General features: G+C 48.2%; 13 protein-coding genes. 7 read left to right on the forward strand and 6 right to left on the reverse strand.

All coding sequences use genetic code 11. The features are described 5' to 3' along the window. Window positions 1–74: 74 nt before the first annotated feature. The 4 genes from OH463_RS04620 to OH463_RS04635 form a co-directional block, all read right to left on the reverse strand. Entirely contained in the window at window positions 75–593 is a 519-nt protein-coding gene (locus OH463_RS04620) for an RNA methyltransferase (protein ID WP_005448887.1), read from the reverse strand. Window positions 594–795: 202 nt separating this feature from the next. Continuing rightward, entirely contained in the window at window positions 796–1,626 is an 831-nt protein-coding gene (locus tag OH463_RS04625) for a hypothetical protein (RefSeq protein ID WP_269990647.1), read from the reverse strand. Next, window positions 1,626–2,483, reverse strand: a complete 858-nt coding sequence (locus tag OH463_RS04630; RefSeq protein ID WP_269990649.1) for an ABC transporter ATP-binding protein — start codon at window positions 2,481–2,483, stop codon at window positions 1,626–1,628. The genes OH463_RS04625 and OH463_RS04630 overlap by 1 nt, the downstream gene beginning before the upstream one ends. Continuing rightward, the gene (locus OH463_RS04635; protein WP_269990651.1) at window positions 2,480–2,851 is read right to left on the reverse strand and encodes a GntR family transcriptional regulator; all 372 of its coding nucleotides are present in this window, start codon (window positions 2,849–2,851) and stop codon (window positions 2,480–2,482) included. The genes OH463_RS04630 and OH463_RS04635 overlap by 4 nt, the downstream gene beginning before the upstream one ends. 447 nt (window positions 2,852–3,298) lie before the next feature. On the opposite strand from OH463_RS04635, the gene gltS reads away from it, so the two are divergent. Next, the gene (gltS, locus tag OH463_RS04640; protein WP_005448891.1) at window positions 3,299–4,525 is read left to right on the forward strand and encodes a sodium/glutamate symporter; all 1,227 of its coding nucleotides are present in this window, start codon (window positions 3,299–3,301) and stop codon (window positions 4,523–4,525) included. A gap of 282 nt (window positions 4,526–4,807) precedes the next feature. Here gltS and ulaG read toward each other — a convergent pair whose 3' ends face one another. Further along, window positions 4,808–5,875, reverse strand: coding sequence for an L-ascorbate 6-phosphate lactonase (gene ulaG, locus OH463_RS04645; RefSeq protein ID WP_005448892.1), 1,068 nt, complete (start codon window positions 5,873–5,875; stop codon window positions 4,808–4,810). Window positions 5,876–5,999: 124 nt separating this feature from the next. Further along, a complete protein-coding gene (gene ulaR / locus OH463_RS04650; protein WP_005448893.1) occupies window positions 6,000–6,755 on the reverse strand; it encodes an HTH-type transcriptional regulator UlaR in 756 nt (251 codons plus the stop codon). A gap of 386 nt (window positions 6,756–7,141) precedes the next feature. On the opposite strand from ulaR, the gene OH463_RS04655 reads away from it, so the two are divergent. The 6 genes from OH463_RS04655 (at window position 7,142) to OH463_RS04680 (ending at window position 12,571) form a co-directional block, all read left to right on the forward strand. Next, entirely contained in the window at window positions 7,142–8,902 is a 1,761-nt protein-coding gene (locus OH463_RS04655; protein WP_269990654.1) for a PTS ascorbate-specific subunit IIBC, read from the forward strand. Between the two features lie 121 nt (window positions 8,903–9,023). Continuing rightward, a complete protein-coding gene (locus OH463_RS04660; RefSeq protein ID WP_009696580.1) occupies window positions 9,024–9,500 on the forward strand; it encodes a PTS sugar transporter subunit IIA in 477 nt (158 codons plus the stop codon). Between the two features lie 9 nt (window positions 9,501–9,509). Beyond that, window positions 9,510–10,202, forward strand: coding sequence for an L-ribulose-5-phosphate 4-epimerase (locus OH463_RS04665; protein ID WP_269990656.1), 693 nt, complete (start codon window positions 9,510–9,512; stop codon window positions 10,200–10,202). A gap of 4 nt (window positions 10,203–10,206) precedes the next feature. Beyond that, complete coding sequence (locus OH463_RS04670) at window positions 10,207–11,028, forward strand: Cof-type HAD-IIB family hydrolase (protein ID WP_005434688.1); 822 nt, start codon at window positions 10,207–10,209, stop codon at window positions 11,026–11,028. Window positions 11,029–11,033: 5 nt separating this feature from the next. Continuing rightward, the gene (locus tag OH463_RS04675; RefSeq protein ID WP_005434690.1) at window positions 11,034–11,681 is read left to right on the forward strand and encodes a 3-keto-L-gulonate-6-phosphate decarboxylase UlaD; all 648 of its coding nucleotides are present in this window, start codon (window positions 11,034–11,036) and stop codon (window positions 11,679–11,681) included. 8 nt (window positions 11,682–11,689) lie between these two features. Then, window positions 11,690–12,571, forward strand: a complete 882-nt coding sequence (locus OH463_RS04680; protein ID WP_199481754.1) for an L-ribulose-5-phosphate 3-epimerase — start codon at window positions 11,690–11,692, stop codon at window positions 12,569–12,571. The last annotated feature ends 137 nt before the right edge of the window (window positions 12,572–12,708 follow it).

The raw sequence follows: 12,708 nt of genomic DNA on the forward strand, positions 1-12,708 counted from the left end.
AATAAAACAAAAGGTCACAGTATTGCTGTGACCTTTTTTGTTTCTGGCGCTTGCCAACGACGAACTTCGTCAGTCTATACGCACGCTTTCATTTTCAAGCGGTTCTTGTTGTCGCGATTAGCAAGGACTTGCTGGTGGTCATCAATCGTCCCCAGTGTTTTCGCCATGCGATCGTAAAGCACAACATTGACTGTCGCGGCTAGGTTCATACAACCGTGAGTCGGGACGTACACCACGTGATGTGCCTTATCGACCATCTCTTGCGGCAGTGAACCGTCCTCCGGTCCAAACACATAAATCGCGTTCTCTGGGTGAGTGAAGTGCGGCAGTGCCGTTGCGCCGACCACTAACTCAACACAAACAATTTCCACATCGTCGGCAACATTAGCCGTAAGGTCTTCCATCTCCACTAATTGAATGCGTTCTTGTGAGTTCTGAGTGTCGGTTTGGAACTTTACTGCGCGGCTGTAGCGTGTACCGTTGTAACGAACTTGCGCAGCGTCGTAGCAGCCTGCGGCTCGTAATACAGCGCCAACGTTGGTTGGACTCTTTGGGTTGTACAGTCCAATAATGGCTGTTGGCTTGGTGGTCATGGTTGGTGTTCTGCTTTTCAAAAATTCTAGATAACAGCGCTGAGCGCATTAAGCGGGGGATTATGAACTTAACCACGCCGAAGCGCTATTGCTATAGGCTGATTATTTTTGCGTTGAAGCAAACAGAGTGAAGATTGATGGTGCTGAAAATGAAAAAAGCGAGGACAGTACCTCGCTTTTTGTGTGGTTTCGCTTGTGCTTGTTAGTTCACAGTGCGGCTAAATTTGATGCTAGCTGTCCAAGCAAGCACACCGATGAAAGCGTAAATCCCAACGTTCATCCAACCTGCATCTGGAATCGCGCTGAACGGGTTTGGCGCAAGAATCGCGTGCAGTGGTAGATAGAAAATTGCTGAGAAGAAATCATCCAGACCATAGTAGTTGAACATCGCAATTGGCATCCAACGTAGTGCGTAAATACCAATCAAGATGACCAATAGTGGTGAGTTCACTTTCTGTGAGATTGCCATTGCGGTTAGTGCGAGCGGCAATAACAACACGCCTGCCACCACCATTCGAAGCAAGAATTCAATCCAGTTCAGCAGCACAAAACCTAATGAGGCTTGGCGATACAACAACGCCAGCTGGTGGTCAGTTGAAACATTCAACATCCACAGCATAAAGTCGGCAGCGAAAACCAATACCGAACACACTAACGGAATCACCAATAAACCAAACGTCAGCTTCACCAGATGGGTTTTCACGTCACTGACGGGCATACTGCGCCAAAACATGATACTGCCCTCTGAGCGCTCTTTACGCAGCGTTCTCGGGAAGTACTGAGTGCCAAGCAGGATAGACAATAAACCAATGCCACCTGTGATCAGCATGTTGACGTCATCGCCTAGCTCTTTGTGGATGTCACTGACATCACCACCAAGGCTCATTTGGAAGAACATATTGTGTTGCAGTGTCGAGCTACCCATTAAGCTGATAAACAGCAGCACGCCACAGGCAAACATAAATAATGGCACGCGCGTAACCAATGGGTTTTCTAGCCATTCTTTACGCAACATCGCGATAATCGATTTCATTATGCTGCCTCCTTCTGTAATGCCAAGAACAGATCCGCAAGCTTGACGCCATACACATCACCCAGCCCTGCAACTTGCTCTGCGTATTGAGATGACAGCAACCATTTAGTCGTGCCTAAGCCTTTTTGCGATGACAGTGGTTTCAGCGCTTCGATTTGTGCGCGATGCTCATCACTGGCATCGAGAATGAAGTAATCTTCGCTGATGCTGTCCATTGAGGTTTGCAGAACAGGTCGACCGTGTTTAAGGATCAGCACGTCCGTCAGTAGGTGTTCGATTTCCGATACTTCATGGCTCGCTATGATCAGCACACGCTCGCCATCGTGGAACCATTCCAGCAAATGACGGCAGAAGGTATCGCGATAAACCAAATCCAAACCAAGCGTTGGCTCGTCCAGAATCAGAATCTGCGTATTGGTCGCGATGACGACAGCCAAGTGCAATTGCACCTTCATGCCTTTCGATAGGGATTTGATGCGTGCACGCGGTTTGATGTCGGTTTGACGAAGCATGCTATCGGCTTTGCTGCGATTAAAACCTGGGTGTACGCCCTCGGTGTAATCGAGCAGCTGAGCAACCGTCATCCAGTTTGGTAGAACGTTCACATCTGAGATGTAAGACAAGCTCTGCATGATTTTGTCGCGTTGCATAATTGGCTCAAAGCCGTTGATGCGAATGGTGCCCTGATATTCGTGTGCACCGAGTAGGGCGTTAATGAGAGTCGATTTACCCGCACCGTTATGACCTAACAAGCCAAGCACTTGGCCTGCTTGTAGATCAAAGCTCACGTCATGCAGCGCTTCACCCTGCTGACGATATTGCTTGGAGACGTGTTTTACACTGACTAATGCGCTCATTGGTCACCTTCAATATGTGTTTGGATTTGTTGGATAAATTCATCAAGTGACATATCCAGACGTTGTAGTGTGCCGGCGATCTGCGGAATTTGTTGTTCAAGGAAACGGACTTTTTCATCAGCAAGCAGCTGTTTTTTTGCACCTTGGGCGACAAACATACCTTGCCCACGTTTCTTCTCAACCAATCCTTCATCAACCAATAACTGATAGCCTTTCATGACCGTCAGGTGGTTGATCTTCATATCCGCAGAGACACTGCGTACCGAAGGCAAAGCTTCGCCCTCTTGCCAGATGCCTTGCAATATTTGCTGGGTGATCTGGTCAGCCAACTGACGGAAAATCGGTTGGCGATCATGCCAATGCGTCATGATTGGTTTCCTTGGCTGAGTTGGTGTTATATATATGTATAACACCTTGGCGATGGGATAGAAAGCGCCAATCTTCTTGCGCTGTTTTCTCAATCACTTTTGTCGATGAAAATTCGACACAGTTTGCACCAGAGTTTCACGCAAAATTTGCACGCAATCGCATACGTTTTTGCCTTCAAAAACTGGCAAAAAATTGTTCACTTCTCATAAGTTGAGAAGAGCGAAAAAAACCAGAAAATTGCGCTACAAAACTTGGTGAAAAAGTGTGTTTTTTCATTGAGTGAGAATTGGGTGAATATCCGAGTTATTGCTTTCTTATTTAATGAGAATTTAGTGGGTTTGGACCCTAGAAAACCACACGTTCAGTAGGCACTCTGACCTGCCTAAATACCGCTCAACCTGCGAGTTGTTACTCAAAGGATGAGAAAAAGGAGGCAAAGAGGTTTTATGAATCAGGTCATTTCTGTCGGTCCACAAGAGTCGTTTCTCGTCGCTATTTGTGTGTTGTTCTTGGGACAATTCGTTAACGCTAAATTACCGATCTTAAAGAAATTCAATATTCCCGAGCCAATTGTGGGTGGTTTGATTGTCGCATGTGCGATCACCGCGATGCATTTCAATGGCGTGGACTTAGTTTTCGATTTACCGCTGCAAAACACTTTCATGTTGATGTTCTTCGCTACCGTTGGCTTAGCAGCGAATTACACCCAGTTGATTAAAGGCGGCGCTAAGGTATTTATCTTCTTAGCTGTAGCATCGGTGTACATCCTTATCCAAAACGCGGTCGGTGTATCTTTGGCAACCGCACTCGGCTTAGACCCGCTAATGGGCTTGATTGCAGGTTCGATTACGCTGTCTGGTGGTCACGGTACGGGCGCAGCATGGTCACAAACCTTCCAAGACATGTACGGCTTGCACAACGTACTAGAAGTGGCAATGGCATCCGCCACCTTTGGTTTGGTGATTGGTGGCATCATCGGCAGTCCTGTGGCGCAGCGTTTAATAGATAAGCACAACCTTGAATCTGAATACGGACGCACCAACCAGACTCATGAACGTTTCCCTGAATTGGTGACCTACAACGAGCACGAAGAAGACCGCGTAACCGCAAAGAAAGTGGTCGAGAGCTTGTCGATCATCCTGCTGTGTGTCACGGGTGCTGGCTACTTAGAAGGTTGGGTGAGCAGTTTTGGCATCAAATGGTTGATGATTCCAGACTTCGTTTACGCGCTGTTTATCGGTGTGGTGATCACCAACATTATGGAAGTGACCAAAGTACGCAAAGTGGATGTTGAGACAGTCGATATTCTTGGTACGGTTTCGCTGTCTCTGTTCCTAGCGATGGCGCTAATGAGCCTAAAATTGTGGAACATCTTCGACTTGGCAATTCCGTTCCTCATCATTCTGGCGGTGCAATCGGTGATTCTGGCGGTCTTCGCTTACTACGTAACGTTCCGTGTGATGGGCAGCAACTACGATGCCGCAGTCATCGCAAGTGGTCACTGTGGCTTTGGTCTGGGCGCAACCCCAACGGCAGTAATGAACATGGGCTCCATCGTTAACCGCTTCGGTCCATCACCACAAGCCTTTATGGTGGTGCCTATCGTTGGCGCGTTCTTTATCGACATCGTCAACCTAGTGATTCTGCAAGGCTGTATTTCATTTATTAAGTAATCAGCCTCGCTTCACAAAACAAAAGCCAGTCCCGAGAGACTGGCTTTTTTGATCGGCTTAGAGCAATAGGCATCAACAATTTAGATTACTGGAATGAGCCATGTCCTTTAAATTTATCAATGACTATTATTCGGTTTGTTGAGGACGTTACTGATGCGAAATCGTCGGACATTTATCATCAGTAATTTCCTTTTCTCCTTATAAGACTCTAGCTAATTGCCCGTCGCATCCATCATCGCGACGGGCTTTTTTTATTCCTGCCAAACGGACGTTGCGACGGAATTACAAGAACGCTTTGTATGGCAATTCTGGTTCGTTTTTGAAGATGTCGCTAAAGCCACGGAAGTGTTGGTAGTGCATGCGACCTTTATCGGTTGGGAAGGTGTATTTGCCCCCAACTTGCCAGAAGAACGGTGCGAACTTGTATTGCAGACGGTCTTTCTTCATGTTCCACAACACTTCGATTTCGCGTGGGTCGTTTTGGAAGTTCGCCCAAATATCGTGGTGGAATGGCATCACGACATCACAGTTCAACGATTCTGCTGCGCGTAGGATGTCAGAAGACGTCATCTTGTCAGTCACGCCGCGAGGGTTCTCACCGAATGACAACAGTGCCACGTCGATTTGGTATTCGTTGCCGTGCGCTGCGTAGTAGTTCGAGTAGTGCGAGTCACCAGAGTGGTAAACCGACCCGCCTGAAGTTTCAATCAGGTAGTTCACCGCGCGTTTGTCCATGCCGTCGAGGATTTCTTTATCGTAAGATGAAGTGCCTTCTGGCAGTGTGACAAGTGCAGTACGGTCGAATGAATCCAGTACGCGGATCTTCATGTCGCCGACCTCAAGTACATCGCCCACTTTCGCGACAACACAACGCTCTTCTGGTACGCCCCAGCCCATCCATAAATCGACACACGCTTGTGGACCGATGAACTTCACGTGGTCACCACAGTTTTGCAGTACCGCTGCCGCGACGTTCACGTCGATATGGTCAGCATGGTCATGGGATGCCATCACAGCGTCGATCTCTTTGATAGCAAATGGGTCAAGCGGGAAGATAGCGGTACGTAGGTTTGGTTGCAGCGCTTCGACACCGCCCATACGCATCATTTGGTGCTGGTTCTTCATGAAGGCATTCTTTTGCGTCTTTTTGCCCGTACCACACCAGAAGTCGATAGAGATGTTGGTGTTGCCCTCACTCTTCAACCAGATACCTGTACAACCTAGCCACCACATCGAGAATGTATTTGGTTCTACCACCGTATTTTCGATCTCTTCATTCAACCAGGTACCCCACTCAGGGAATGTATTTAGGATCCAAGATTCACGAGTGATTTCATTTACTTTACTCATAGCAACACCTTTTTGTTTCACAATTTTTATTAAATTTGGGATGTAGGGAGCCGAGCGCCTTAATTTGTGGTTAAGGCACTGAGCTGAATTATTTTTATTTATTTGAGAAAGAGGCTAGGGCGCGTTAGACCAGAATGACCTGTGTCCCTTTTGCTTCTATCGCTTTGATGACCTCTGGGTTGGCGTTTTTGCCAGTGATCAGAATGTCGATTTTCTCGGTAGGACAGAACAACATGCCCGTTCTGTGACCCACTTTGGAGCTGTCTACCACGACGACGAGCTTGTCGATTTGCTCAAGCATTTGCTGCTCAGCCACCGCGGTTAACATGTCAGCCTTGTAGAGTCCGGCTTCGGTTAACCCTTTACCCGAGGTGAACATCCAATTGCCTGCGTAACTGCCAAGCGAGTTGGGCGCCGGATTTAAGAACAGTTTTTGCGAACGGTTGTATTGACCGCCAATGATGATCACATCGTCATGGTCTTCATTGATCAGGTAGCTTGCCAATGGGAAGTAGTTGGTGACGATCTGCACGTCTTGCCCACACAACTTCTGCCCTAGTAGGAAAGCGGTCGAACCGCAGTTAATGACCACGCTGTCGCCAGGCTGACAAAGCTCAGCGGCTTGCATCGCAATCAAGGATTTTTCTTCGTAATGCTCAGTGCTGTTTATGTTCAGCGGTGACCACTTTTTCTTTTCTGCTTCGACGCGTTCTGCGCCGTTGCGTACTTTGCGTAGTTTGCCTAGCTCATCCAGCTTAGAGATATCACGGCGAGCCGTCGCTGGAGAGACGTTAAAGCTCTCAATAATGTGTGAGACGTTAATCGTCTGATTTTCTTCTAATAAAGACAGAATGCCATTGTGTCTTTGTACTTCATTCATACCCATCACCCTATTTGATTCAAATTCACCGAAATGTGTATCTAGTGATTATTTGGTGATTACTTGTGATTTGTTTTGATTCTATTAATCACGCTCTTGATTGTCAAATTCAAGACCGATGAAAATCTGAACTTCATCACAAGAATTTATAAGTTGTTGTATTTATTGGTAATTTAATTTTTGTGTGTGATCCGCTTACCATTTGTAGGGTTTTTTGGAGGGCAAAATTGATAAATATCAAAATAATCACAAATGAGCATTGCGTGATTACTTTTGATTGTTAGAGTTTATTTCGTGAGCAAAAACTGAGTAGATTCTACGACATCAGATGGAATCACTCTGACCTACATACGATTACAAATAAAAAACACTCTAGGGGTAAAGATATGGAGTTCTTGTACGACATCTTCTATATTTTTTACAGCCAAGTTATGACCAAAGCCCCACTACTACTGGGTTTGGTAACATGCATTGGCTATTGGTTGCTGAGAAGAGACGCCACCACCATCATTAAAGGTTCCATCAAAACGATCGTGGGTTTCATGCTGGTTCAAGTGGGTGCGGGCACCCTAGTTGCTGGCTTCAAACCTGTGATTTCCAAACTTTCTGAATACCACGGGCTAACCGGCTCGGTCATTGACCCTTACACCTCCATGATGTCTACCATGGAAGCGATGGGCGATAACTACTCTTGGGTGGGTTACGCCGTTCTATTGGCATTAGGTATCAACATCCTCTTGGTACTGTTCCGCCGCTACACGGGTATCCGCACCATCATGCTGACTGGTCACATCATGTTCCAGCAAGCGGGTCTGATCGCCGTGTTCTACTTTGTGCTTGGCGCAAGCATGTGGGAAACCATCATTTACTCTGCGGTGTTAATGGCGCTGTACTGGGGTATCTCCTCCAACATCATGTTCAAGCCAACTGAAGAAGTCACCGGCGGGGCGGGATTCTCTATTGGTCACCAACAACAGGTGGCGTCTTGGATTGCAACAAAAGTAGCGCCAAAACTGGGTGATAAGAACGACAGCGTTGACCACCTAGAACTGCCTAAATGGCTACACATCTTCCACGACAGCATCGCAGCAACGGCGATCGTGATGACGGTGTTCTTCGGCATCATTCTGCTTTCATTCGGTCTTGATAACCTTCAAGAAATGGCAGGCACTACACATTGGACTATCTACATCCTAGAAACGGGTCTGAAATTCGCTGTGGCGATTCAGGTGATTGTTGCCGGTGTACGTATGTTCGTTGCTGAGCTGTCTGAAGCGTTCAAAGGCATCTCTGAGCGCGTGATTCCAAATGCGGTATTGGCGATTGACTGTGCGGCTATCTACGCATTCTCTCCTAACGCAATGGTATTTGGTTTCATGTGGGGTGCGCTTGGTCAGTTCGCGGCAGTACTGGCGATGCTGGCATTCGATGCGCCAATCATGATCATTCCTGGCTTCATTCCAATGTTCTTCTCTAACGCGACCATCGGCGTATTTGCTAACCACTTCGGTGGCTGGAAAGCGGTGATGAAGATCTGTTTCGTGATGGGCATCATCGAGGTACTAGGTTCTGCTTGGGCTATCCACCTATTTAGCCAACACGGTACGGAGTTCAACGGCTGGATGGGCATGGCGGACTGGGCGCTTGTATTCCCACCAATCATGCAAGGTCTGTCTGCATCGAAAATGTTCTTCTTCGTTCTTGTTGGTCTGTCTCTGGTTTACATGTTCTTCGCTTCTCGCAAGCTACGTGCTGAAGAAGACGCGCAAGGCACAGTAGAAATCAGTGAAGAGCCAGAAGTGATTGAAGCGGTAGAGCAAGCAATCAAAGCGAGCGACGGTCTGCGCCCAGTAAGCATCCTAGCAGTATGTGGTAACGGTCAAGGCTCATCGATGATGATGAAAATGAAGATCGGCAAATACCTAGAGAAGAAAGGCATTCCTCACGTGATGGACTCATGCGCAGTGTCGGACTACAAGTCGAAGCTTGCGAGCACAGACATCATCGTATCGTCGAAGCACCTGTCTGCGGAGATGGAACCAGGCGAAGGCAAGTTTGTACTCGGGGTGCAAAACATGCTTAACCCTAACTCCTTCGGTGACGAGCTACTCGACATCATCAATAAAAACTTTGCACCAGCAAAATAAAACAGCATGACCAAATATCTCTCAATGAAGAGATGAGAAACCAATAACAAACAGCGGATAACAACAGTGGTGCTGGGCTTCGGACAGCCAAAGTCACGGCACCCAAACTGGAGATAGAACAATGGGATTAAAACAATCACTGATCGACAACAACTCAATCAAACTGCAAGCGCAAGCGTCTAACTGGCGTGAAGCCATCAAGATTGGTACGGACATGTTGATTGCCTCTGGTGCGATTCAGCCTTCTTACCATGACGCCATCATCAGTAGCGTGGAAGAGTTGGGTCCTTACATCTGCATCGCACCTAACTTGGCACTGCCACACGCACGCCCAGAAAACGGCGTAATTCGTACTGCTTTCGCACTGGTTACGCTAGAAGAGCCAATCTACTTTGAAGGCGAAGACGAGCCAGTTGATGTGCTAATCACGCTAGCGGGTAGCTCTTCGGACGAGCACATGGAAGGTCTGATGGAAGTGACCCAAGTGTTGGATGATGAAGACAGTGAAACGGGCGTGGATTTAGACAAGCTTCGCCGTTGCCGCAGCAAAACCGATGTATTCAACGTGATTGATGAAGCTCTGGCTGTCACTGCCTAAGGAGAAATCATGTACAGCGAACTGAAACAACGTGTGCTCGAAGCCAACCTCAAACTGCCGAAATACGGCTTGGTGACCTTCACCTGGGGCAATGTGTCTGAGATTGACCGCGAGCGCGGCGTGATTGCGATTAAACCGTCGGGGGTGGAATACGATGGCATGCGCGCTGAGCACATTGTGGTGGTCGACTTAGACGGCAATGTGGTGGAAGGCAACATGAATCCATCCAGCGATACCGCGACCCACATTGAGATTTACAAAGCGTTCCCACAAGTGGGTGGCGTGGTGCACACCCACTCACGCAGCGCAACGATTTGGGCACAAGCAGGGATTGATATTCCAGCGCTGGGCACGACTCATGCCGACTACTTCTATGGCGACATTCCATGTACTCGCAAGCTCTCACAATGCGAAATTGCCGAAGAGTACGAGAAGAACACTGGCTTAGTGATAGTGGAAGAGTTTCGTCAACGCCGCATCGACCCAATGGCTGTGCCAAGCGTGATTGTAGCAGGGCATGCGCCTTTCTCTTGGGGAACCAACGCTGACGATGCCGTGCACAACGCAGTGGTATTGGAAGAGATTTCTGCCATGGCATTAGCAACGCGTTCACTCAACAGCGGCATCAAGATCCAGCCTGAGCTTTCAGACAAACACTACCTGCGTAAGCACGGTGAAAACGCCTACTACGGGCAGAGGTAACGACATGTACAAAGTGCTTGCTTTAGATTTAGACGGAACCGTCCTCACTGATGACCACAGCATTCACCCTGAGGTGAAAAAAGCGATTCAAGAAGCGCAGCAGAAGTGTCACGTGGTGATTGTCACCGGACGCCATCACACCGCGGCACGTCCGTATTACGATGAGTTGGGTCTTACCACGCCTATCATCTGCTGCAACGGCACTTATGTTTATGACTACCACAATGACCGAGTGCTCAAGCACAACTCCATCGATAAGGAAGATGCGCTGACGTTCATCGCCTTGGCGAAGGAGTTTCAGGTCAAGATGGTGATGTACGTAACCGATGCCATGACGTACTCAAACTACAACCCAATTCACTACATGGAAGCGTTGGAAAAGTGGGCGAAAACCGCACCTGAGCACCTTCAACCGAAGATCTACAAAATCGACTCGTTCAGCGAAGAAGTGCGCAATACCGAGTTCGTGTGGAAATTTGTGGTGGAAGGCTTACCAAGCTCGGTAGAACGCTTGATTGAAAACCCATGGGTGAAAGAGAAATTTAACGGCGAACGCTCGTGGTCGAATCGCATCGACTTCGCAGCAAAAGGTAACAGCAAAGGCTTAAGACTGGCGGAATACGTTTCTGAGCTGGGTTATCACCCGAATCATGTCATTGCCGTGGGCGATAACCACAATGATATTTCCATGCTCCGTTACGCTGGATTAGGCGTTGCCATGAATAACGCAGACGAGACGGTACGTTCAAGCGCCCGTTTGGTGTGCGAAACCGATAACAATAACGACGGCTTAGCTCGTCTGATACGTGAAAAAATTCAAGGATAAGCATCATGACCAAACCAATGATTCAAATCGCTCTAGACCAAACTAACCTAACTGACGCCGTGGCGGTTGCAAGCAATGTGCACAGCTACGTCGATGTGATTGAAGTGGGCACTATTCTCGCGTTCGCAGAGGGGATGAATGCTGTCTCCACGCTACGCAAGAACCACCCAGACCATATTCTAGTGTGCGATATGAAAACCACTGACGGCGGCGCGATTTTGTCTCGTATGGCGTTTGAAGCAGGCGCTGACTGGATTACGGTTTCAGCCGCAGCGCACATTGCGACCATTGAAGCATGTAAAAAAGTCGCGGATGAATTTAGTGGCGAAATCCAAATCGAAATCTACGGCAACTGGACGATGGAAGATGCGCAAGCGTGGGTGGATCTCGGTATCACTCAAGCGATTTACCACCGTTCTCGCGATGCAGAGTTGGCAGGGATTGGTTGGACAGACGCTGACATCAGCAAGATGCGCCAACTCTCTGAGCTAGGTATTGAGCTCTCTATCACGGGCGGTATCGTGCCAGAAGACATCTACCTGTTTGAAGGTATCAAAGCGAAAACCTTTATCGCAGGTCGCGCATTGGCTGGCGACAAAGGGCAAGAAACTGCAGAAGCATTGAAAGCGCAAATCGACCGTTACTGGAACTAGGGGGCGACATGTATCAGAACCTACAACGTCATCGTGTTGGCTTGTATGAGAAAGCGTTGCCGAACGAGTTAAGCTGGGAAGAAAAGCTCAGCGTGACCAAAGAGTTGGGCTTCGACTTTCTTGAAATCTCGGTGGACGAATCAGACGAGCGCCGCAGCCGCTTAGATTGGGACGACGAGACGATTTACACTCTGCGTCATCAGTGTGAACGCTACGGCATGCCATTGCAGTCAATGTGTTTGAGCGCGCACCGTAAGTTTCCGTTTGGCTCGGCTGATCCGAAGATACGCGAGCAAGCCGTGCTGCACATGGAAAAGGCGATCGCATTGGCGTACAAACTTGGCGTCCGTACCATTCAATTGGCTGGCTACGATGTGTATTACGAGCCAGCAAACCGTGCTACCCACTTGCGTTTTATTGAAGGTATGAAGGAAGCGGCGAAACTGGCAGAGCGCGCAGGTGTGATGCTTGCTGTCGAAATCATGGACACCGATTACCTCAATTCATTGAGTAAGTTTGAGGTGCTCAATCGCGAAGTGAATTCGCCGTATTTCACCGCTTATCCAGACGTGGGCAACATCTCGGGTTGGAATTACGACGTGTGCACCGAACTGAAATTGAGTAAGCCACACATTACCCAAATCCACCTTAAAGACACCTATCGTGTGACGCCGGAATACAAAGGTCAGTTCCGCGATCTGGTGATTGGCGATGGTGAAGTAAACTTCGATGCCATCTTCCGCACACTCAAAGAGACAGACTGCGTCGTGCCACTGGTGATTGAGATGTGGGCGCAAGATGAACATTGGCGTGCGCACATTCAAACCGCCCAACAGCGCTTAAATCAAGCGTGTGATCATGCGGAATTACCTAGGTTGTTTGCCGCATAATTCTTTCTGGGTCGTATAGACACTTACATGCTCCGGTGCTCGTTATTGGGCACCGTTTTCCCATCGTGGGAACGTGCAGTTTTTGACCCTCGTGAAAACTGCACTCTTTCGTTTCATTGGTTGACTTACCATCAGGG

It is taken from the genome of Vibrio sp. NFR (assembly GCF_027587095.1).
Taxonomy (GTDB): Bacteria; Pseudomonadota; Gammaproteobacteria; order Enterobacterales; family Vibrionaceae; genus Vibrio; species Vibrio harveyi.

Excerpts from the sequence above, each read along its gene's own strand:
- OH463_RS04665 (WP_269990656.1), top strand. The coding sequence starts at position 9,510 with ATGTACAGCGAACTGAAACAACGTGTGCTCGAAGCCAACCTCAAACTG.
- OH463_RS04655 (WP_269990654.1), top strand. The coding sequence starts at position 7,142 with ATGGAGTTCTTGTACGACATCTTCTATATTTTTTACAGCCAAGTTATG.
- OH463_RS04635 (WP_269990651.1), bottom strand. The coding sequence starts at position 2,851 with ATGACGCATTGGCATGATCGCCAACCGATTTTCCGTCAGTTGGCTGAC.
- OH463_RS04625 (WP_269990647.1), bottom strand. The coding sequence starts at position 1,626 with ATGAAATCGATTATCGCGATGTTGCGTAAAGAATGGCTAGAAAACCCA.
- ulaG (WP_005448892.1), bottom strand. The coding sequence starts at position 5,875 with ATGAGTAAAGTAAATGAAATCACTCGTGAATCTTGGATCCTAAATACA.
- gltS (WP_005448891.1), top strand. The coding sequence starts at position 3,299 with ATGAATCAGGTCATTTCTGTCGGTCCACAAGAGTCGTTTCTCGTCGCT.
- OH463_RS04660 (WP_009696580.1), top strand. The coding sequence starts at position 9,024 with ATGGGATTAAAACAATCACTGATCGACAACAACTCAATCAAACTGCAA.
- ulaR (WP_005448893.1), bottom strand. The coding sequence starts at position 6,755 with ATGAATGAAGTACAAAGACACAATGGCATTCTGTCTTTATTAGAAGAA.
- OH463_RS04620 (WP_005448887.1), bottom strand. The coding sequence starts at position 593 with ATGACCACCAAGCCAACAGCCATTATTGGACTGTACAACCCAAAGAGT.
- OH463_RS04670 (WP_005434688.1), top strand. The coding sequence starts at position 10,207 with ATGTACAAAGTGCTTGCTTTAGATTTAGACGGAACCGTCCTCACTGAT.
- OH463_RS04630 (WP_269990649.1), bottom strand. The coding sequence starts at position 2,483 with ATGAGCGCATTAGTCAGTGTAAAACACGTCTCCAAGCAATATCGTCAG.
- OH463_RS04680 (WP_199481754.1), top strand. The coding sequence starts at position 11,690 with ATGTATCAGAACCTACAACGTCATCGTGTTGGCTTGTATGAGAAAGCG.
- OH463_RS04675 (WP_005434690.1), top strand. The coding sequence starts at position 11,034 with ATGACCAAACCAATGATTCAAATCGCTCTAGACCAAACTAACCTAACT.